Annotated in this window: 19 protein-coding genes; 13 read left to right on the top strand and 6 right to left on the bottom strand. The window is 64.8% G+C overall.

Annotated features, from left to right (window positions below):
• The first annotated feature begins 56 nt into the window (after positions 1 to 56).
• Together pdxR and IQ16_RS22610 are read left to right on the top strand one after the other, a co-directional pair.
• Positions 57 to 1,526, top strand: coding sequence for a MocR-like pyridoxine biosynthesis transcription factor PdxR (gene pdxR / locus IQ16_RS22615; RefSeq protein ID WP_018644746.1), 1,470 nt, complete (start codon positions 57 to 59; stop codon positions 1,524 to 1,526).
• A 67-nt stretch (positions 1,527 to 1,593) separates the two neighbouring features.
• Entirely contained in the window at positions 1,594 to 1,839 is a 246-nt protein-coding gene (locus IQ16_RS22610) for a DUF6719 family protein (protein ID WP_018644747.1), read from the top strand.
• 12 nt (positions 1,840 to 1,851) lie between these two features.
• On the opposite strand, the gene IQ16_RS22605 is transcribed toward IQ16_RS22610, so the two are convergent.
• Together IQ16_RS22605 and IQ16_RS45765 are read right to left on the bottom strand one after the other, a co-directional pair.
• Positions 1,852 to 2,214, bottom strand: a complete 363-nt coding sequence (locus IQ16_RS22605) for a hypothetical protein (protein WP_026312261.1) — start codon at positions 2,212 to 2,214, stop codon at positions 1,852 to 1,854.
• A gap of 34 nt (positions 2,215 to 2,248) precedes the next feature.
• Complete coding sequence (locus IQ16_RS45765; RefSeq protein ID WP_018644749.1) at positions 2,249 to 2,413, bottom strand: hypothetical protein; 165 nt, start codon at positions 2,411 to 2,413, stop codon at positions 2,249 to 2,251.
• A 415-nt stretch (positions 2,414 to 2,828) separates the two neighbouring features.
• Between IQ16_RS45765 and IQ16_RS22600 the strand changes: the two genes are divergently transcribed.
• Positions 2,829 to 3,038, top strand: a complete 210-nt coding sequence (locus tag IQ16_RS22600; RefSeq protein WP_026312262.1) for a hypothetical protein — start codon at positions 2,829 to 2,831, stop codon at positions 3,036 to 3,038.
• Between the two features lie 57 nt (positions 3,039 to 3,095).
• Here the strand turns inward: IQ16_RS22600 and IQ16_RS22595 are convergent, their stop codons facing one another.
• Positions 3,096 to 3,644 (bottom strand): CreA family protein, encoded by a 549-nt coding sequence (locus IQ16_RS22595; protein ID WP_018644751.1) that lies wholly within the window; start codon positions 3,642 to 3,644, stop codon positions 3,096 to 3,098.
• Positions 3,645 to 3,848: 204 nt separating this feature from the next.
• On the opposite strand from IQ16_RS22595, the gene IQ16_RS22590 reads away from it, so the two are divergent.
• From IQ16_RS22590 to IQ16_RS22575, 4 genes are all read left to right on the top strand, one after another.
• Positions 3,849 to 5,444 carry a L,D-transpeptidase gene (locus IQ16_RS22590; protein ID WP_020607961.1) on the top strand — a complete coding sequence of 532 codons (1,596 nt, stop codon included), beginning with the start codon at positions 3,849 to 3,851 and terminating at the stop codon, positions 5,442 to 5,444.
• A gap of 80 nt (positions 5,445 to 5,524) precedes the next feature.
• Positions 5,525 to 6,094 carry a glutathione peroxidase gene (locus IQ16_RS22585; RefSeq protein ID WP_018644753.1) on the top strand — a complete coding sequence of 190 codons (570 nt, stop codon included), beginning with the start codon at positions 5,525 to 5,527 and terminating at the stop codon, positions 6,092 to 6,094.
• Positions 6,095 to 6,259: 165 nt separating this feature from the next.
• Positions 6,260 to 7,285 (top strand): polysaccharide deacetylase family protein, encoded by a 1,026-nt coding sequence (locus IQ16_RS22580; protein WP_026312263.1) that lies wholly within the window; start codon positions 6,260 to 6,262, stop codon positions 7,283 to 7,285.
• A 9-nt stretch (positions 7,286 to 7,294) separates the two neighbouring features.
• Complete coding sequence (locus tag IQ16_RS22575) at positions 7,295 to 7,849, top strand: dihydrofolate reductase family protein (protein WP_018644755.1); 555 nt, start codon at positions 7,295 to 7,297, stop codon at positions 7,847 to 7,849.
• A gap of 65 nt (positions 7,850 to 7,914) precedes the next feature.
• On the opposite strand, the gene IQ16_RS22570 is transcribed toward IQ16_RS22575, so the two are convergent.
• Both IQ16_RS22570 and IQ16_RS22565 read right to left on the bottom strand, forming a co-directional pair.
• Complete coding sequence (locus IQ16_RS22570; protein ID WP_018645435.1) at positions 7,915 to 8,367, bottom strand: DoxX family membrane protein; 453 nt, start codon at positions 8,365 to 8,367, stop codon at positions 7,915 to 7,917.
• 171 nt (positions 8,368 to 8,538) lie between these two features.
• On the bottom strand, positions 8,539 to 10,851 hold the full coding sequence (locus IQ16_RS22565) for an NADP-dependent malic enzyme (RefSeq protein ID WP_018645434.1): 2,313 nt from the start codon (positions 10,849 to 10,851) through the stop codon (positions 8,539 to 8,541).
• 246 nt (positions 10,852 to 11,097) lie between these two features.
• Between IQ16_RS22565 and IQ16_RS22560 the strand changes: the two genes are divergently transcribed.
• Positions 11,098 to 13,071 (top strand): hypothetical protein, encoded by a 1,974-nt coding sequence (locus IQ16_RS22560; RefSeq protein WP_018645433.1) that lies wholly within the window; start codon positions 11,098 to 11,100, stop codon positions 13,069 to 13,071.
• Between the two features lie 172 nt (positions 13,072 to 13,243).
• Here the strand turns inward: IQ16_RS22560 and aspS are convergent, their stop codons facing one another.
• The gene (gene aspS, locus IQ16_RS22555; protein WP_018645432.1) at positions 13,244 to 15,016 is read right to left on the bottom strand and encodes an aspartate--tRNA ligase; all 1,773 of its coding nucleotides are present in this window, start codon (positions 15,014 to 15,016) and stop codon (positions 13,244 to 13,246) included.
• Between the two features lie 196 nt (positions 15,017 to 15,212).
• On the opposite strand from aspS, the gene IQ16_RS22550 reads away from it, so the two are divergent.
• The 5 genes from IQ16_RS22550 (at position 15,213) to IQ16_RS22530 (ending at position 20,908) form a co-directional block, all read left to right on the top strand.
• Positions 15,213 to 16,685, top strand: coding sequence for a protein adenylyltransferase SelO (locus IQ16_RS22550; RefSeq protein WP_018645431.1), 1,473 nt, complete (start codon positions 15,213 to 15,215; stop codon positions 16,683 to 16,685).
• A 207-nt stretch (positions 16,686 to 16,892) separates the two neighbouring features.
• On the top strand, positions 16,893 to 17,744 hold the full coding sequence (locus IQ16_RS22545) for a phosphodiesterase (RefSeq protein WP_018645430.1): 852 nt from the start codon (positions 16,893 to 16,895) through the stop codon (positions 17,742 to 17,744).
• Position 17,745: 1 nt separating this feature from the next.
• Positions 17,746 to 18,696 carry a carbohydrate ABC transporter permease gene (locus IQ16_RS22540; RefSeq protein ID WP_018645429.1) on the top strand — a complete coding sequence of 317 codons (951 nt, stop codon included), beginning with the start codon at positions 17,746 to 17,748 and terminating at the stop codon, positions 18,694 to 18,696.
• Complete coding sequence (locus IQ16_RS22535; RefSeq protein ID WP_018645428.1) at positions 18,693 to 19,562, top strand: carbohydrate ABC transporter permease; 870 nt, start codon at positions 18,693 to 18,695, stop codon at positions 19,560 to 19,562. Before IQ16_RS22540 ends, IQ16_RS22535 begins: the two co-directional genes overlap by 4 nt.
• 11 nt (positions 19,563 to 19,573) lie before the next feature.
• Entirely contained in the window at positions 19,574 to 20,908 is a 1,335-nt protein-coding gene (locus IQ16_RS22530; protein WP_145831758.1) for an ABC transporter substrate-binding protein, read from the top strand.
• Positions 20,909 to 21,218: the final 310 nt, after the last annotated feature.

Genomic DNA, 21,218 nt, shown 5'->3' with positions numbered 1-21,218 from the left:
GGAACAATTCCAGACCAGTTGTAGCGGCCGATTTGGTCTGCGATAGTGCCAATTCCATGCGAAAAATTCCGACCAATTCTCCCGCGGCCACCAAAGCCGAGCTGCCGCTCGATCTTACCGGGGCGCACATCACGGCTGGCGCCTCCGCCGCGCACCGGCTGTACCAGGCGCTGTGCGAGATGATCGTCTCCGGCCTCGTCAAGCCCGGCGAGTCGCTGCCGCCGTCGCGGACGCTGGCGACGCAAACGGGCCTTCGGCGCAACGCCGTCGTCACCGCCTACGAACGGCTGATCGCCGACGGCTTTGCCGACGCAACCGTGGGCTCCGGCACCTTCGTCGTCGCGCGGATTCCGGCGCGCGCGACCGAGCCGAAGAAGCCGAAGGTGAAGGTGGAGACGCCAGGCCAAGGCGCGTTCGCGCTCGGCTGCACCCATATCGACGAGCGTGCCGTGCAACGGTTTCGCGCTTTCGTCGGCCGCCGCATGCGCGCATTCGGGTCCGAGCACCTGCACTATGGCGATCCCCGCGGCAGCCGCGAGCTGCGTGCTGCGATTGCCGACCACCTGCTGTCGGCGCGCGGCCTGCGCTGCGATCCCGATCAGATCATGCTGACCTCGGGCACGCTGCACGCGCTGCGAATCGTGCTGAGTGCGATCCTGAAGGCGGGCGATCAAGTGTGGTGCGAGGACCCTGGCTACCCCGCCGCGCGAAAAACCATCGCGCATTGCGGCTATCGCGCCGTCGCCGTCCCAGTGGATGAGCACGGCATGCGCATTGCCAAGGGACGTACTGCGGCGCCCTCCGCGCGCGCGGCCTATGTGACGCCGTCGCATCAGTTTCCGCTTGGCGTGCAGATGTCGATGCCGCGGCGGCTGGAGCTGCTGGACTGGGCGAGGCAGGCCGGTGCCTTCGTGCTGGAGGACGATTACGACAGCGAGTTCCGCTATGACGGCGCGCCGCTGATGTCGCTTGCCGGCATCGACCACCTCCAGCGCGTGATCTACATGGGCACGTTCGCCAAGACGCTGTTTCCGGGCCTGCGCATCGGTTATTGCGCCCTGCCCGAGCGCCTGATCAGCGACGTGACCGCCGCGCGGGCCGCGCTCGACCGCTTTCCCGGAACGCTGATGGAAGGCGCGGTGGCCGACATGCTCAATTCCGGCGCCTTCGCCGCGAACCTGAAACGGGTGCGAAAGCTCTATCGCGAGGCGCGCGATGCGCTGGCCGGGACGCTGGAGGCGAGGTCTGACGGCCTGCTGTCCGTGCCGGTGCCGTCGCAGGGCCTGCATCTTGTCGCCCGGTTCGATCCATCGGTCGAACTGTCGGTCGCAGCAGCGGCCAAGCAGGCTGCCGGGGCGGAGGGCTGGCTACTCGCCGACACCTATTCGCGCGCACGGCCCCTGCCCGGCTTCGTGCTGGGATTTTCCGGGCATGCGGTACCACAACTCGTGGCATCCGCCGAGCGGCTCGCACGGGAATCGCGCGCGGCCTTGAGCGCAAGGAGCAAGTCGGCCCGCCGGGCGTGACGAAGCTTCACTATGAGAATCGCCCGTCCCTCCCTAGATTGCGGCATCGATGCTGGGACCTCACATCATGCTGCTGCGCCAGGCGACCTGCTTCTCGCTCCTGATCTCCATCGCGCTTGCCTCGACGGCACGCGCGGCCACCATCGGACGCGAGCAGGACATCGTGGATCTGAAGCTCGGCCAGCGCGTGCTCGTGGACGACGGAACCTGCCCGGCCGGACAGGTCAAGGAAGTGCGCGGCGCAAAGATGACCGACAAGGGCGTCTCGCGCACGAGTTCCTGCGTGCCGCGGCAAGGGCCGAAAACAAAATGATGAGCTGAGAAGCTACTTCGCCGGATCGAACATGCACTGCAGGGTCGGCTTGGCGATCTTGGTGAAGGTCGGGCCGATCTCGCTTTGCTTTGACGTCGGCACCCAATCGGTCTCGATCGTCGGCACGCCCGTCTCGCTGATGCCGCGCAGCAGCGCTTCGCGCAAATCGCGGTCCTCGACCACAGCGGCGGCATGGTCGTGCAGGCAGCCGCAGACCTCTTCCGGATGCTCCCAGCGTCCCAGCATGCGCGGCGCGCACTGGCGCACGAATTCGCTGCGTGGATCCGGCAGCCGCGACGGCGCGCGCACCTGCGCCTGCACGGAATTGATCGTCAGGAGGGCGATAAACGCTGCGGCGCAGAAACGAAGCAACATGATGGCCATTGCCGGCTGATTGTTTCGTTCGCGATCAGAAGCGTGCGGCCACAACGATCGGATGCGGCGCAGGCGTCACGACCGGCGAGCCGGTGTACTGGAAAGTACCGATGCCAGGGAGATTGCCGTCGGGCATGCCCGCGAATGAGGAACCGGCGAGCACAAAGCCGAAAGCAAGGATAAAGCTGAGCGCGCGCATGGTCTTGTCCCTCAATTCCGTGGCCGGCAGTGCGCCGTCGTCGTTGTGAAGCTGATAACCATGGGCGGTTTCGCGCGTGATGCGCCAAACGCGGAAAATGGTTTCATCCGCGTGCGAATTGTTTCGTCCCGTTCGAGGCGACGAAACAATTCTCGAAAAATGCCAATCATTTCAGTCACGTTGCACCGCAACTCAAAGCGGCCTCGCAAGGCGCTCTCGCGGTGCGCAACGGTACCGGACGCCGGCATCGTCATGCGCCCGCCTTGCACGCTTCACATGCGTTTTACGTTTTTCTGCTGAAGAGAAGCCAACGAAGGCTGGGTCCCGTCGAACCGGGGACGCTTCGGCCGCGACCCAAGCCATCGAAACCGAGACGCCGGGATCACCGGGCGCATCCACGTGAGGAATGGCCATCATGATGGCGCAAGATCGCGCAACGCCGCGCGAGACGGACCTGCGGACGGACCGCGGGGATCAACGACCTGTTCGCAACCGCGCCACTTCGGCGAACGAAATGGCGCTGCAATCAAGCCGCGGCTTCGAAGCCGCACCGCAGATGTTCGTGCGGCTGACCGGCTCGCATCTCGCAAAACCGCGCGTCAGCCGCGAACGCGTCACTGAGTGAACGCAAAGAGCGTCACTGAGTGAACGCAAGAGCGTCACTGGAGTGAACGCAAGTGCGTCACTGAGTGAAAAATTCACCGCACTTCTGGACGTTGGCGTCAGCCGGTCCCCACGGCATGATCGGCACGGTCGAGGTCGAGTTCTTCGGCGAACCCTCGATCAGCTTGTCCGAATAGACCATGTAGACCAGCACGTTACGCTTGGCGTCACAGCCGCGCACGATCTGCATCTTCTTGAAGAACAGCGAGCGGCGCTGGCGGAACATGTCATCGCCCTGCTCCATCTTGGCCTTGAACTTGATCGGGCCGACCTGGCGGCAGGCCAGCGAGATGTCAGAGACCTCCTCGGCAAGGCCGAGCCAGCCCTTGAAACCGCCCTTCTCCGGCACGGTAAAATGGCAGGCGACGCCCTCGACCTCGGGGTCGTCGAGACCATAGGTCGCGAGCTTGTCGTTCGGGCTCATCCATTTGAACACGGTGGAGCGGCGGAAGATCAGATCGGGCTCATCAGCGGCGGATGCGGAAGCCAGCGGCACGACCAGGGCCAGGAGGAATAAAGCTAGGCCTTTCAAGCGGATGCCGGAAAGACCGGGGAAACGAGATGACATGAAGTTCTCCGGTAACAAGTCCCCGCAATGTAGGCATCGGCCGGCCGGTCAGGAAGATGACGGCAAGCCGGGCGCGGCCGCCGTTTACCGGTCCGTGAGGCTTTTTTGATACGTCTAGGACAAAATTAGCTGATGGCAGAACCGCTCTGCTGGTGAACGCGTATCCCCTCTGCGAGACTAATGATTTGGATTATGGATTCGAGGATGAACAGCGTGAGCGTATCCGGTTTTGCTGCCAAGCCAGCGCGGATTTGGCAGGTCGCCATTTTGGCGGCGGCGGGTGCGATCGGTACGGCAAGCCAGGCTGACGCAGCGTTTTACTACTGGACGGATTATTCCGACGGGTCCTATTACGCCCGGCAGGATCGGCATCCCGACATTCCGCGCCAGAAGCCGCCGCAGAAGCGCGGCGCCGCGGGCAAGAAAGCGATCGTCGCCGAGAAGGAAGCCGGCAGCAAGCCGCAAGGTCCCCTCGTCATCGTCGTCTCGATCGACCGGCAGAAGGTGACGGTCTACGACACCAACGGCGTGTTCGCGGAATCTCCGGTGTCGACCGGCATGAAGGGCCATTCGACGCCCATGGGTGTCTTCAGCGTCATCCAGAAGCACAAATTCCACCACTCCAACATCTATAGCGGCGCGCCGATGCCGTACATGCAGCGGATCACCTGGTCCGGCGTTGCCATGCATGCCGGCGTGCTGCCGGGCTATCCGGCCTCGCACGGCTGCATCCGCATGCCGATGGCGTTCGCGGTGAAGATGTGGAACTGGACCAAGATGGGTGCGCGCGTCATCGTCTCGCCCGCCGAGATGACGCCGCACAGCTTCCAGCATCCGCTGCTCGCCTCGTTGCGCGTGCCGCCGCAGCCCGCGGCCAGCCTGGAGCCGCAGACCAATGCCGGCGACAAGGCCGACAAGGGCGCGGCCGCCAAGGTCACCGAAGCCAAGCCGCTCGAGACCAAGACCGCCAGCGCCGAGGCAATGCTGGAGCTGCGCTCGTCGGTCGGCCACACCGTGATGTCGGACATCACGACCGGCAACGCACCGGCGCGCAGCGAGGCTGCCGCATCGGCCGACAAGGTTGACATGCCGGCGACGTCCGAGACGAAGATCGCCGAGGCCGCGGAAGCGCCCAAGGCTCCGACGGCGACCGGCGACAAGGTCGAGGCTGCCAAGAGCGACGCGCCAAAGCCCGAGACGGCGAAGACTGAGCCTGCAAAGACTGAAGCCGCCGACTCCGCCAAGAAGCCCGATGCGCCGGCAGTGGCCGCCTCGCCCGACCTGAAGAAGGACGAGACCCGCCCCGCCGATCCCGCTCCGGTCGTAAAGCCGGATGCGCTCAAGCGGGCCGGTCAGATCGCCGTCTTCATCAGCCGCAAGGATTCCAAGCTCTACGTGCGACAGAATTTTTCGCCGCTGTTCGAGGTACCGGTCACGATCTCAGCGAGCGACCGGCCGCTCGGCACGCATGTCTTCACCGCCGAAATCGACAAGGCCGATTCCAATGCGCTGCATTGGTCGGTGGTGTCGCTGCCCGTCACCGCCCGCTCCGCCGCACGCGAGGATGACGGCCGTGTTGCGCGCCGCAAGGGTGGCGCCGCATTGATCCCCGTCGCCGCAAAGCCGGTGGTGACGCCGGACAGCCCGACTGAGGCGCTCGACCGCATCTCGGTCCCCGCCGACACCATGGCGAAGATCAACGAGATGCTGACCTCCGGCGGCTCGATCATCGTCTCCGACCAGGGCATCAACCAGGGCGAGACCGGCGAAGGCACCGATTTCATCGTCCGCCTGTACTAGCAAGAGATAACGCGGTGTTGAGCGGTCCGATTGTGCCGGTGGAGTAACATCCGTCCCGGATCATTTCGGGGGACGCCGTCATGATGAATCGCAGGACACTGCTCATCGCGGCGCTTGCAGGTGCAGCCGCGCCGATGACGCGCGCCTACGCCGAGGGCGGCATGAGCCGGGTATCGGCCTATGCCTTCACCTTCCCGGCCCTGTCCGGCGACGACATCCGTCTTGCCGCCTTCACTGGCAAACCGCTGCTGGTGGTCAATACCGCCTCGCTCTGCGGCTACACCCCGCAATATGCGGGCTTGCAGGAGCTCTGGGGCGAGTTTCGCGAGCGCGGGCTCACCGTGATCGGCGTCCCCTCCAATGATTTCGGCAGCCAGGAGCCCGGCGGCGCTGGCGAGATCACGGAGACCGCGCACCACCAATACGGCGTTACCTTCCCGATCGCGGCCAAGGCCGTGGTGATCGGCGCGAAGGCGCATCCGTTCTACAAATGGGCGGCCGAGGCGCGCCCGCGGGAAGTTCCGCGCTGGAACTTCCACAAATACCTGATCGGACGCGACGGCTATATCGCGGAGGTGTTTCCCTCCGCGGTCGAGCCGACGGACACGCGGGTCAAAACGGCGGTCGCCAAGTCGCTGGCCGCCAGCTGACACGACGCGGGCCCAATCGGGTTGGGCACAATTGTGGCGGGATGCCAAACAGCCGTTGCAATGGCGAGGGCCCACCATCTAGGCTAGGATCGTTTGGGGCGGGAAGGTTTGGCCGGAGGTGAAAAGCCACGGCGGAACAACGGGATCAATCTCGAGGACAACATCATGCGCGTGGCGGCAGGACTGATTTTGGCAAGCGCGATGTCTCTAGCGATGACGGGCGCGGCATGGTCGCAGACGCCGGCCGCCAAGCCCGCCGCCGCCACCCAAGCCGCACCGGCGGCAGCACCGGCCGCCGCAGCGCCCGCTGCGGCTCCGGCAGCTGCACCCGCAGCAGCCGCCGCGCCGGCAGGCTTCGTCAATCCACCCCCGCCGAAACAGGCGCCGCAGCCGGCGCGCGCGGCCTGCAACACGCAAGGCGCGCTCGGCGTCGCCCGCACGGTCGAGATCGACACCACGGGCGGTCCAGGCTTCGGCTTCGAGCATTTCAAGGAGCTCGACTTCCTGCGTGACAAGGAGGTGGTGCTGACCTTCGACGACGGCCCCTGGCCGAAGAACACGCCCGCCGTGCTGAAGGCGCTCGCCGATGAATGCACCACCGGCATCTTCTTCTCGATCGGCAAGCACGCGACCTACGAGCCGGAGATCCTGAAGCAGGTCTATGCTGCCGGCCACACGGTCGGCACCCACACCTGGTCGCACGCCAACCTCAACAACAAGAAGCTCACCGAAGCGCAGCGCAAGGAAGAGATCGAGAAGGGTCTTTCCGCGGTGAAGTGGGCGCTCGGCGGCATCTCGCCCTCGCCGTTCTTCCGCTTCCCGGCGCTCCAGCATCCGCCGGAGATGGTCACCTATCTCGGCAACCGCAACACCGCGATCTTCTCCTGCGACATCGACTCCTTCGACTTCAAGGCCTCCAAGCCCGAGAAGGTGGTCGAGACCGTGATGAAGAAGCTCGACGCCAAGGGCAAGGGCATCGTCCTGATGCACGACTTCCAGAAGCACACCGCCGAAGCCCTGCCCGAGCTGCTCAAGCGCCTGAAGGCCGGCGGCTACAAGGTGGTGGCGATGCGCGCGAAATTCCCGGCATCGACGCTGCCCGAATACGACCAGGAGCTGCTTAAGGACGTCAAGCTGCCGACGGTGAGCCAGCGCCCGGTCAATTCCGTGGTGACGACCGTTTCCGAATAGCCGTCGCAATTGTCTTTCCGTATCGAAGGCTACGTCATCGTCTCCGCGGACGGCATGCTCGCCGATCCGTCGCACATCATGCCTGAGACGTTGAAATTCGAAGGTGACAAGCTGTTCTTCGAGCAGGCGCTCGATCGCGCCGCGTTGATCGTGCACGGCCGGCGCTCGCACGAGCAGCAGCCGAATTCGCCGAAGCGCAAGCGCCTGATCCTGACCCGCAAGATCAGGGCGCTCACCGTCGATCCGGAGATGCCCAACGCGACATTGTGGAATCCGGAGCACGCGAGCTTCGCGGAGGCCTGCGCCTTTGCCGACGTCGCCTCCGGCACCGTCGCGATCATCGGTGGCCCCGTCGTGTTCGACATGTTCATGGACCGCTACGACACGTTCTGGCTGTCGGAAGCCCCCCATGTGCGACTTCCCGGCGGCGAAGGCTGTTTTGTCGGCGTGCCCGAGCGGACGCCGCACCAGGTGCTGGCCTCCCACGGGATGAAGCCGGGCGCGCCCTACCTGCTCGATGCAGCGCATGACGTGACCGTCACGCCATGGCGCAGGGTGGATTAGCCCAAGGCTAGTCCGCTGGCGTAATCCACCTCTTTTGTGTCCCCGGAGCCCTATGAGCGCAGCCCCTACACGTCCCCGTAGGCCGCCTCGGCCGGACGCGTGGTGCGGCCGTAGCCGATGATCATGCAGAGCGCGCCGATGATCGAGAGATTCTTGAGCGCATCGACCAGCATCTTGGCATTGTCGGGCGGCACCTGGTTCCAGAAATCGTAGAACAGGACGGTTGCGACCGCGACGTAGATGATCAGCAGCATCGCAAAGAAGCGCGCGCCGAAGTTCAGCGCGATCATCAGGCCCGCGATGACCTCGAGCCCGCCCACCGCGATCGCCAGCAGCTGCGGTGTCGTCATGGCAGTCGCCGTCTCGATCTGCTTGGCGTAGGGCGCGACGATGTCTGGCACCACGACCTTTGTCGCGATGAAATCGGCGGTCGCCTGGATGGCAAAGAGCTTGGTGGCGCCCGTGTAGATGAACAGCACGGCGAACAGGATCCGCCCGAAAGTCACGAACGCTGGCATGATCGGCCTCTTGGCAAAACGCTAAGCGCGGGTCGCTTCCCAGGATTATGAAGAGTCCGTCTGCGGTTTTCAAACGGGGAAATGACGAACTGCGAGCAATTCAAAAGCGCGCCACGCGTGCGGTCCCCCTTCTCCCCCTGTACAAGGGGAGAAGGGATTGCACCACCGCACTTACGTAAACAGCGTCGGCTGCTGCCGGGCCGCGCGTTCCTGCGCTTCGACGACCGCAACCGCGGTCATGTTGAGGATGCCGCGCGCGGTCACCGACGGCGTGAGAATGTGCGCCGGGCGCGCCGGGCCGACCAGGATCGGGCCGACCGGAAGCGCGTCCGCCAGCGACTTGATCATCTGGTAGGCGACGTTGGCGGTGTCCAGCGTCGGCATGATCATGATGTTGGCCTCACCCTCGAGCTTGGAGTGCGGCAGGACCATGCGGCGCGCAGCGGCGGAGAGCGCGGTGTCGCCCTGCATCTCGCCATCGGCCTCGATCTCCGGATGCTTATCCTTCAAGAGCTGGGTCGCGCGGCGCATCTTGCGCGAGGATTCGGTGTCGTAGCTGCCGAAATCCGAATGCGAGACGAAGGCGATCTTCGGCTTGATGTTGAAGCGCTGGACGTGGACCGCCGCCAGCGAGGCGATCTCGGCGAGCTCCTCCGCGCTCGGATTGGGGCGGACCTGCGTGTCGGCGATGAAGAATGCACCCTTGCTGGTGATCAGCAGCGCCAGCGCGGCGTAGTCGCTGATCCCCGGCGAGAAGCCGACGATCTCGCGGACATGGCGCAGATGGCTCATATAGCGGCCCTCGACGCCGCAGAGCATCGCATCCGCCTCCCCGCGCGTCACCGCGAGCGCGGCGATGACCGTGTTGTTGGTGCGCACCACCGTACGCGCCGCATCCGGCGTCACGCCGCGGCGGCCGGCGACCTCGACATAGGACTGCACGTAGGAACGATAGCGCGGATCGTCCTCGGGATTGACGAGGTCGAAATCCTTGCCTGCCTTGATCGACAGGCCGAATCGCTTGATGCGCGCCTCCACCACCGATGGACGGCCGACCAGGATCGGCGTCGCCAACTTCTCCTCCAGCACCACCTGCGTGGCGCGCAGCACGCGCTCGTCCTCGCCTTCGGCATAGATCACGCGCACCGGCTGGGTCTTGGCCTTCGCGAACATCGGCTTCATGACGAGGCCGGAGCGGAAGGCGAAGCGCTCGAGCAGCGCGCGATACTCGTCGAAATTGGTGATGGGGCGCGTCGCGACGCCGGACTCCATCGCCGCCTTCGCCACCGCCGGCGCAATGCGTAGAATTAACCGTGGATCAAAGGGGCTGGGGATCAGCGAGCCGGGGCCGAAGCCGCCCGTCTCGCCGGTGTCGAGGCTGCTCTGGGAGACGGCATCGGACGGCGCCTCGCGCGCGAGCTGGGCGATGGCTTCGACCGCGGCGTGCTTCATCTCCTCATTGATGGCGCTGGCGCCGACGTCGAGCGCACCGCGGAAGATGAAGGGGAAGCACAGGACGTTGTTGACCTGGTTCGGATAGTCGGAGCGGCCGGTGCAGATCATGGCGTCGGGGCGCACCTTGCGCGCCTCCTCCGGCATGATCTCCGGGGTCGGATTGGCGAGCGCCATGATCAGCGGCTTCTCGCCCATCGCCTGCGCCATCTCCGGCTTGAGCACGCCCGGTGCCGACAGGCCGATGAAGATGTCGGCGCCGCCGATGACGTCGCCGAGCGTACGCTTGTCGGTCTTCTGCGCATAGACCGCCTTCCAGCGGTCCATCGAGGTGTTGCGGCCCTCGTGCACGAGACCATCGATGTCGCAGACCCAGATGTTCTTGCGCTGCGCGCCCATCGACACGAGCAGATTGAGCGTGGCGATGGCCGCGGCCCCTGCCCCCGACGCCACGATCTTGACGTCCGACAGCTTCTTGCCGTTCAGGCGGAGGCCGTTGGTGATGGCGGCAGCGACGATGATCGCGGTGCCGTGCTGGTCGTCATGGAAGACCGGGATCTTCATGCGCTCCTTCAGGCGCGCCTCGATCTCGAAGCATTCCGGTCCACGGATGTCTTCCAGATTGATGCCGCCGAAGGTCGGCTCGAGCGCCGCCACCGTCTCGACCACGCGGTCGATGGTGTCGGCGGCGATCTCGATGTCGAACACGTCGATGCCGGCGAATTTCTTGAACAGGACGGCCTTGCCCTCCATCACCGGCTTGGAGGCCAGCGGGCCGATATTGCCGAGGCCGAGCACCGCGGTGCCGTTCGAGACCACGGCGACCAGATTGGCGCGGGTGGTCAGGGTCGCGGCTTCCGCCGGGTTCTTGGCGATCTCGGTGCAGGCGGCGGCAACGCCCGGGGAATAGGCCAGCGCGAGGTCGCGCTGGTTGGCAAGCGGCTTGCTTGCCTGGATCTCGAGCTTTCCGGGGCGCGGCAGACGATGGTAGGCGAGCGCCGCCTGGTGGAGATCATCGGAATAGGACGACATGCGGTGTCTCGCCTCGCGTTACCGGCCTCAAAATGCACGATCCGGAGCAATCGTCCAAGCGGAGGGTATTTCCGGGTCGTGGAAACGGGATGAAGCACGGCCGGCGCCCCGGTGGCAACATCGGATTGCGCCCCCATCAACAGGGCGCGCGGTCAAATATTTGAAAATCATAGCTTTCCCTGGACCGGGCGGCGTTTCGCGAATATGGCAGGTTGCGCAGTGCAAAACGGGCAACTGGAGCTGGGAATGAAGCGCATCCTGATCGGCCTGATCGTGGCAGCCGTGCTCGCCGCGGGCGGATGGTTCGGCTTCAATCTCTACGTTCAGCATCGGGCGACGAACGAGGTCGAGGCGGCGTTCGAGCGGATGCGCTCGGGCGGCGGCAAGGCGGGCCATGGCAAGATCGGGTTCGAGCTCGCGACCCGGACGCTGACGATCGAGGATGTCGTGATCGAGCCCGGCCAGCCGGAGCTGGCTCTCCTCAAGATCGCAAAGGTGACTGCGCTTGGGGTACGTCAGGCAGACGAGGATCGTTTCTCGGCTGACAGCATCGAGCTGGGAGGTGTCGAAGTCGCCATCACCTACACCGATCGGACCAAGGTGAAGGCGACCTACAAGATTCCCCAGATTGCAGCTCGCAACTTTACCGGTCCGACCCGTGCGGCCAACAGCGCTCCGCTGTCCGGCTCGTTGATCGACATGTACCGGTTCGCGCTGCTGCAATACGCGACGGTCTCGGCGTCCTCGATCATGGCCCCGACCATCACCGTCAACGTCGATGCCGGCACCGGCAAAGCGGGCAATGGAGATTTCGTCTATTCGGGTCTGGCGATTCAGAACATCAATCGCGGCAAGGTCGAAACGGCGAAGACAGATCGCATCACCTATACACTCGACCTGACCCAGCCGAGCAAGCCTGCGAAGATGACCGGCGAGCTGTCCGGCGTGGCGGCCTACGATTTCGACGCAAGCGCCGTCGCAGTCGCACTTGATCCGCAACAGTCCGGTGACGACAGCTTCCACAGGATCTACCGGCGCCTCTCGGCCGATTCCTATACAGTGACGGCGGCGCCGGGCGTGCGCGTGCAGACCGACAGCATCATCGTCGACGATATTGCGATCCGGCCATCAAAATTCCGCCTGGCTGAAATCATGGGGTTGGTGCCGGCAGACCACGCGATCCTGACGCCGGCGCAGTCGCGCGACTCGATGGTGAAGATCGCCGACTTCCTTGAAGGTCTTCAGATTGGCAAGATCGAAATTGGCAAGCAGTCGGTCGAGACGCCACAAGGGACGGCAAGGCTCAGGGCCGTAAGATACGACCAGACTGAATTCGCCCTGGAAGGCCTTGATGCGCCGACACCTCAGGGCCAGTTGAGGGTAGAGCGCTTCGCGCTCAAATCGTTCAGAATGGTCGACCTGATCCGCTGGGCGGCCGGCCTCGCCAATCCCGGACAGCCTCCCTCGCCCGATCAGATGCTGGGACTGTTCCGGGTGCTCGAAGGCGCCGAGATCAAGGGCGTGGTCTCGCCCTATAAGAACACGCGGCAGCTCTTCACCATCGACACGATCAGCCTGAACTGGGGCCAGCTGGTCGGGTCGATCCCGAGCAAGGCCAATCTGGTCGTGAAGATGGTTACGCCGACCGATCCCGCCAATCCTGCGCTGCAGCCGCTGATCATGGCGGGTGTGGACAAGCTTGCGATCGACCTCGATCTCGGTGCGGCCTGGACGGAATCCTCGGGGGCCTTCGCGCTCGCGCCGGCTACCATCGATCTCGGCAACCTCGCCCGGGCGCAGGCGAGCTTGGCGCTCGCCAAGGTGCCGCGCGGGCTGTTCACCACGACCGACCCGATGGAGGCTATGAGTGAGATGGCGCCGATAGAGACCGGCACGCTCGAGCTCTCTCTGCGCGACAACGGCGTCGTCGATCTCGTCGTGGCTCAGTTCTCGCGCATGCAGAATGTCAGCCGCGACGCCGCGCGCAGCGCAATCGTCGAGATGATAAGGGCTCAGGGCGAAAGAATCGCGGCATCCAATGTCGATGTCCGGGTGGCGGTGGATGCACTTGCCGGCTTCGTCCAAACGTCTGGGCAAACGCTGACGATCAAGCTGACGCCACTCGGCAAGGTGCCGATGCTCCAACTCGTGGACGCGCTGAACCACGAGCCGATCGTCGCGCTGGCGCAATTCAGGATCGAGGCATCGACAGGGATGTAGGTCTTGTCGCTACGGAAGCGGTAGCAGTTGAACTCACGAAGGTCCCTCCCCGTCATTGCGAGCGCAGCGAAGCAATCCAGAGTCCCTCCGCGGAAAGATTCTGGATTGCTTCGCTTCGCTCGCAATGACGATGTGGAGGCAGCCTCCCCCGATTGCGGGGAGAGGCGAAGCCTCACTTCTGCGGCAGGTTCACCCGGATGTGCAGCTCACGGAGCTGTTTTGTCGTGGCTTCCGACGGTGCGCCCATCAGGAGGTCCATGGCCTGCTGGTTCATCGGGAACAGCGAGATCTCGCGCAGGTTCGTGGTGCCGCAGAGCAGCATCACGATGCGGTCGACGCCGGCGGCCATGCCGCCATGCGGCGGGGCGCCGTACTGGAAGGCGCGGTACATGCCGCCGAAGCGGTCGACCACTTCCTGCTCGCCGTAGCCTGCGATCTCGAACGCCTTCACCATTGCTTCCGGCACGTGGTTGCGGATGCCGCCCGAGGCGATCTCGTAGCCGTTGCAGGTGATGTCGTACTGGAACGCCTTGATGGTCAGCGGATCCTGGCCCTTCAGCGCCTCCAGGCCGCCCTGCGGCATCGAGAACGGGTTGTGCGAGAAGTCGACCTTCTTGTCGTCCTCGTTGTACTCGTACATCGGGAAGTCGACGATCCAGGCGAGCTCGAACCGCTCCTTGTCGGTGAGGTTCAATTCCTCGCCGACCTTGTTGCGGGCCAAACCAGAGAACTTCCAGAACTTGTCGGGATCGCCGGCGACGAAGAAGGCGGCATCGCCTTCCTTCACGCCGAGCTGCGCGCGTATCGCGGCTGTGCGCTCGGGCCCGATGTTGTTCGCGAGAGGACCTGCGCCCTCGCCGCCCTCGCGCCACATGATGTAGCCGAGGCCGGGCTGGCCCTCGCCTTGCGCCCACGAGTTCATGCGGTCGCAGAACGCGCGGCTGCCGCCGCCCGCGGCCGGGATCGCCCAGACCTGGTTCTTGGGATCTTCGAGCATGCGCGCGAACACCTTGAAGCCGCTTCCGCGGAAGTGTTCGGAGACGTCCTGCATCTCGATGGGGTTGCGCAGATCCGGCTTGTCGCTGCCGTATTTGCGCAGCGCTTCGGCGAACGGAATGCGGCGCCAGTTCTTGCTCACCGGCTTGCCCTTGGCGAACTCCTCGAACACGCCGGTGATGACGGGCTCCATGGCCGCAAAGACGTCTTCCTGCGTGACAAAGCTCATCTCGACGTCGAGCTGGTAGAACTCGCCGGGCAGACGGTCGGCACGCGGGTCCTCGTCGCGGAAACAGGGCGCGATCTGGAAATAGCGGTCGAAGCCCGACATCATCAGCAGCTGCTTGTACTGCTGCGGCGCCTGCGGCAGCGCGTAGAACTTGCCGGGATGGATGCGCGAGGGCACCAGGAAGTCGCGCGCGCCCTCGGGCGAGGACGCGGTCAGGATCGGCGTGTTGAACTCGAAGAAGCCCTGCCCCTCCATGCGCCGGCGCATCGACTTGATGATCTCGACGCGCGTCATGATGTTCTGGTGCAGCTTCTCGCGACGCAGGTCCAGGAAGCGATATTTGAGCCTGATGTCTTCGGGGTATTCCTGGTCGCCGAACACCGGCAGCGGCAGGTCGCCGGCCGGGCCCAGCACCTCGATCTCGCTGACATAGACCTCGACCTTGCCGGTCGGCAGGTCGTCATTGTCGGTGCCTTCGGGGCGGCGGCGGACCTTGCCGTCCATCTTGACCACGAATTCCGAGCGCAGCTTTTCGGCCAGCGAGAACGCCGGCGAGTCCGGGTCGACCACGCACTGGGTCAGGCCGTAATGGTCACGCAGGTCGATGAACAGCACGCCGCCATGGTCGCGAACGCGATGGACCCAGCCCGAGAGGCGGATGGTCTCGCCGATGTTGCTCTCGCGGAGCGCGCCGCATGTATGTGACCGGTAGCGATGCATGGTCGTCCCAAAATCAATGTCGGAGGAAGCGAATCGGACGGCCTGAAACGACCGGTCCGAAGTTGCGGCAGGGTTTACCCGACGAGGCGGGGGGCGGCAACCAAGGGAACGGCCCGATTTGGGCTCGAAGCGCCCATTTTTGGCTTATCAGGGCCGGAGCCTTTGCCGATGACCGTTCCAGCCCTATCTTGAGGCCATGACGGTCCATTTCCCCTTCCAGAACTCGTATTCGGCGCTGCCGGACAGCTTCTATGCCCGCGTCGCGCCGACCCCGGTCGCCGCGCCCCGGCTGATCAAGCTGAACCGGCCGCTGGCGGTCCAGCTCGGGCTCGATCCGGACCTGCTGGAGACCCCCGAAGGCGCCGAGATCCTGGCCGGCAAGACGGTTCCCGCCGGGGCCGATCCCATCGCCATGGCCTATGCCGGCCACCAGTTCGGGCAGTTCGTGCCCCAGCTCGGCGACGGCCGCGCCATCCTGCTCGGCGAGGTCATCGACAGGGACGGCATCCGCCGCGACATCCAGCTCAAGGGATCTGGCCCCACCCCGTTCTCCCGCCGCGGCGACGGCCGCGCCGCGCTCGGGCCGGTCTTGCGCGAATACATCGTCAGCGAAGCGATGTATGCGCTGGGCATCCCGACCACGCGCTCGCTCGCCGCCGTCGTCACCGGCGAGCATGTCATCCGTGAGACCGCGCTGCCCGGCGCGGTGCTGACGCGCATCGCCTCCAGCCACATCCGCGTCGGCACCTTCCAGTTCTTCGCGGTCCGCCGCGACACCGAGGCGATCCGCCGGCTCGCCGACCACGTCATTGCCCGCCACTATCCGGAACTGCTCCACGCGAAGCGGCCCTATCACGACCTGCTCGCTGCCGTCGTTGCACGCCAGGCCGACCTCGTCGCGCGCTGGCTGCTGGTCGGCTTCATCCATGGCGTGATGAACACCGACAACTCATCGATTTCAGGCGAGACCATCGATTACGGCCCCTGCGCGTTCATGGACGCCTACAATCCCGCGCAGGTGTTTTCCTCGATCGACGAGATGGGCCGCTACGCCTATGCCAACCAGCCGCGCATCGGCTTGTGGAATCTGACACGCCTCGCCGAATGCCTGCTGCCGCTGTTCTCGGACGATCAGGAAAAGGCCGTCGCGGAAGCCCAGGACATCCTAGGCGCCTTCGCCGAAACGTTCAGCGCCGCCTATCAGGCCGGCCTGCGCAAGAAAGTCGGGCTATTCACGGAGCGCGATGGCGACGAAGCGCTGATCCAGGACCTGCTCGACGCCATGCCCAAGAACCAGGCCGACTTCACCCTCACCTTCCGCAAGCTCGGCAACGCCGCGGGCGATGACGGCGCCGACGTCCGCGCACAGTTCATGGATCCCGCAACCTTCGACGAGTGGGCCGCCCGCTGGCGCGCGCGTATTGCGCTGGAGCCGCAGAGCGCGGCCGAGCGGCAGGCCGCCATGCACGCCGTCAACCCGATCTTCATTCCGCGCAACCACCGCGTCGAGGCCGTGATCCAGGCCGCGGTGAAGGATGACGACTACGCGCCGTTCGAAGAATTGGTGAAGGTGTTGGCCAAGCCATACGAGGACCAGCCGGAGTATGCGGCCTACGCCGATCCGCCGCTGCCGGACCAGCGGGTGCTGCAGACGTTCTGCGGGACCTGAGGCGGGCTCTGCCGCGCACCACCATCTCTAATTGATCCACGGCATGGATTACGCCTTGCGCTACTCCATTCCTGTCCGACGGGCGTTGTGGACACGCCCCGTCCTCGGGAACCGCTGTCATCAAACTGAAACACACGCGCTCTAACGGGCTGGCAGGGCCGTCTTGCCGGAGGCGCCCATCCTCCAACCGTCCCGACAAAGCGCCCCATGCCCTTCAAGTTCATCCACATCACCGACACGCATCTCGCGAACCCCGGGCTGAAGCTCTATGGGCTCGATCCGCGCGCCCGGCTGGATGCGGCGATTGCCGACATCAACAAGCACCAGTCCGACGCTGCGTTTGCGGTGGTGACCGGCGACCTCACGCATTGGGGCGAAGCTGAATCCTATGCCAATTTCGCCGAGGCGATGGCGGCGCTGAAAATTCCGTACATCGCCATGGTCGGCAATCACGACAAGCGGGTGACCTGTCTCGACAGCCTGAAAGCCGCGCCGCGCGATGCCAACGGCTTCGTGCAGGGCACGCGCACCACCGAGCATGGCCTGTTCGTCTTCCTGGACACGCTGGACGAGACCAGCCACGCCGGCGAGATGTGCGAGAGGCGCCTCGGCTGGCTCGCGAGCACGCTGGCTGCTGCGCCGACGGACCAGCAATTCGTGGTGTTCATGCACCATCCGCCCTTCCCGGTCGGCGTCCATGCGATGGACGAGATCGCGCTGAAGCAGAGCGCCGAATTCGCGGAAGTCATCGCGCCTTATCGCTCACGCATCCGCCATCTCTTCTTCGGCCATGTGCACCGGCCGATCTTCGGCAGCTACGGCAAGATCCCGTTCTCGACGCTGCGCGGCACCAACCACCAGGTCTGGTTCGAGCTTGACGCTGCGGCCACCGACCACCTCGCCAGCCACGAGCCGCCGGCCTATGGCGTCGTGCTGATCGACCAGGAGAACCTGGTCGTGCACAGCCACGACTTCCTCGACACCAGTCTGCGCTTCCCCTTCGAGCCACCGGCAGGAGTGGATGGCCGCGACTATGCGCTCAATTTCCCGGCGCGATGAGATGAGCCTCGCTGAACCCGCGGCTCTCCCGGTCGCGACGTCGGCGGCACCGCGTCTGCACGTCCTGAAGCGGTTTTCGAGCCGCCTCAAAGCCTCGCTGCCTGCCTATTTTCTGCTGTTGCCCTCGCTGGTCTTCCTCGCGCTGTTCACCTATGGCGCGATGGGACGCGTCCTCATCGACGCGCTCTATCAGCGCGCCACGCCCAAGGCGCCGGTGCGTTTCGTCGGCCTCGATAATATCAGCGCGGTGCTGACCGACCCCGCCTTCACCGGCGCCGTCGTCAACAATCTGATCTACGCAATCGGCACGGCGGTCCCGAGCATCGGACTTGCGCTGTTGTTCGCGCTGGCGCTGTCCCGCACCCATGCCGTGAACAGCGCGCTGCGCGCCGCTTTGTTCCTGCCGGTGCTGATCCCGATGGTCGCCGCCTCAGCGCTGTTCCTGTTCATCTTCCTGCCCAATGTCGGCCTGCTCGATTATTACATCGGCCGGCTGCTGCCGGTGCTGCCGAACTGGCTCGGCGACCCCGACATCGCGCTCTACGCGATCATGATCATCACGGTCTGGAAGAACGCCGGCTATTACATGCTGTTCTTCCTCGCCGGCCTCCAGGCCGTGCCCGAGGATGTCATGGAGGCGGCGCATCTCGACGGCGCGGGGCCCTATCAGCGGTTTCGCCACATCATCCTGCCGGAGCTCAAGCCCACCTTCCTGTTCGTCACCGTCATCGCAATCCTCAACGCGGTGACGCAGGTCGACCACGTCTTCGTCATGACCCAGGGCGGGCCGTCCAACTCGACCAATCTCGTGCTGTTCTACATCTACCAGCAGGCGGTCGAGCACTACGACGTCGGCAAGGCCTCGGCGGCGACGCTGCTGACGCTCGCCGCGCTGATGGGCCTCACCGCACTGTCCTTCCGCACCATGGCGAACCGGGAGGGCGGGCCATGAAGCTGTTCGATGCGCTGTGGAAGGACGCACCGCTCGCCACCCGCGGCGAGATCACGCCCAAGCTCGGCTTCCTCCTGACCGTGCTGCTCGCGATCGTCTGGCTGATCCCTTTCCTGTGGATGGGCGTGGCAACGCTGCGCCCCGCCTCGGACGGCATCAACGCCATGGCCGAGCTGATGCCGAGCCTGAAGCCCACGCTCGACAATATCAGGGATGCCTGGGAGATCGGCGATTTCCCGCGCTACACCCTCAACACCACGATCATCTGCAGCGGCATCCTCCTGGTGCAGTTCTTCACGATCACGCTGGCTGGCTTTGCCTTCGCCCGCCTGAGCTTCGCCGGCAAGACGCTGATCTTCTACCTGTTCCTGATGCAGCTGATGCTGGTGCCGGTGCTGCTGATCGTGCCGAACCTGAAACTGGTGGCACAGCTCGGCCTCTACGACACGCTCGCCGGCGTGATGATGCCGTTCTTCGCTTCGGCCTTCGGCACCTTCCTGATGCGCCAGGCGTTCGAGGCGATCCCGACCGAGCTGGAAGACGCGGCGCTGATCGACGGTGCCAGCCTGTTCCAGCGCATCCGTCACATCTACGTGCCGCTGTCGATGCCGAGCTTCTCCGCCTTCGCCATCATCTCCGTGACCAGCCACTGGAACGACTTCCTGTGGCCGCTGATGGTGATCAATTCGCCCGACAAGCGGCCGCTCACGGTCGGCCTCTCGGTGTTCACCAAGACCGCCGAAGGCACCCAGGCCTGGGGCACCATCGCCGCGGGCACGCTGATGGTGATCGCGCCGCTGCTCGTCACCTTCCTGATCTTCCAGAAGCGCTTCATCAGCTCTTTCGTCACCTCAGGCATCAAATAGGAGATTCTTCGATGCTGTTTTCCCGCAGGCTCATGCTTGGCCTCGCCATGGCAGGCTCTATGGCAGGCGCCCTCACCTTCCCGGCGCTCGCCGGCGAAGGTCCGACCGAGATCGATTTGTTCTTTCCCGTTCCCGTCGACGGCAAGCTCGCCCGCGACATGGGCAGCCTGATCAAGGAGTTTAACGAGACCCATCCCGCGATCAAGGCGACCGCGGTCTACACCGGCTCCTACGACGACACGCTGATCAAGACGCGCGCGTCGATCAAGGCCGGCAAGCCGCCCGCCGCCGTGATCATGTCGGCGAACTTCCTGCTCGACATGCAGATCGAGAACGAGCTCACCAATCTCGATCCCCTGATCGCCGCCGACGGCACCACCAAGGACCAGTTCCTCGGCCAGTTCTTCCCGGCGCTGCAGGGCAACGCGGTGATCAACCGCTCGGTCTACGGCGTGCCCTTCCACAATTCGACGCCGCTGCTCTACATCAACGCCGACAAGGCCAAGGAAGCCGGCCTTGATCCGAACAAGCCGCCGCAGACCTGGGCCGAGCTCACCGAGTGGGCCAAGAAGCTCACCAGGCGCGAGGGTGACAAGGTGACCCAGTGGGGCATCGCGATCCCCTGCGCCTACGACTATTGCGGCTGGATGATGGAAACGCTCACCATGAGCAATGGCGGGCGCTACTACAACGAAGAGTTCGGCGGCGAGGTCTATTACGACACGCCCTCGATGCTGGGCGCGCTGACCTGGTGGAACGACCTCGTCGCCAAGCACAAGGTGCATCCGCCCGGCGCCACGCCCGGCCCTGCCGTCAGCACCTCCTTCATCTCCGGCAACGCCGCGATGATGATGCTGTCGACGGGCTCGCTGACCTATGTGCGCGACAACGCCAAGTTCGCCTACAAGGTCGCCTTCATCCCGCGCAACGTCCGCAACGCCGTGCCGATCGGCGGCGCCTCGCTGATCGTTCCGGCCGGCCAGGAAGCCGACAAGCAGAAGGCCGCCTGGACGCTGATCAAGTGGATGACCTCGCCCGAGAAGAGCGGCTGGTGGAGCCGCGCCACCGGCTATTTCGCGCCCAACATGGCCGCCTACAAGACGCCCGAGATGGTCGACTTCCTCAACAAGAACCCGGACGCCAAGACCGCCGTCGAGCAGCTCGACGTCGCAAAGCCGTGGTTTGCGACCTACAAGACCGTCCCGGTCCGCAAGAACCTCGAGGACGAGGTGATGCTGGTCCTCAACGGCAAGAAGCAGCCGAAGGAGGCCCTCGCCGCCGCCCAGAAGGCCGCGGACGAGACGCTGAAGCCGTACAACGCGGAGACCTCGCTGAAGCTGCCGTAAGGGGCTTCGTAGGGTGGATTAGCCTGCGGCTGCGCGAAAGCGCAGTCCGCGGGCGTAATCCACCTCTTCGGCGTCCTCGGATATGAACAGTGGTGGATTACGCCTTCGGCTAATCCACCCTACGCACCGCGTCCTCCATTAACTTCCCGTCCACCATCCGGCCCGCCCTGCCGGCGGTAACCATCGCAATTAACAGACCCTCAACGCACCCCCGACAAATCTATCAATGTTTCTGGAGATTTCGCCGTGGATCTGTTGGTTTTCGAGTTCCTGGGACTGGCCCTGGTTGCCATGTGCGTGGTCGTGGTGG

The sequence above is a fragment of the Bradyrhizobium huanghuaihaiense genome (assembly GCF_007830635.1).
Taxonomy (GTDB): domain Bacteria; phylum Pseudomonadota; class Alphaproteobacteria; order Rhizobiales; family Xanthobacteraceae; genus Bradyrhizobium; species Bradyrhizobium huanghuaihaiense.
Note: the sequence above shows the minus strand (reverse complement) of the source record. Positions and strands in the feature narration are given on the sequence as shown.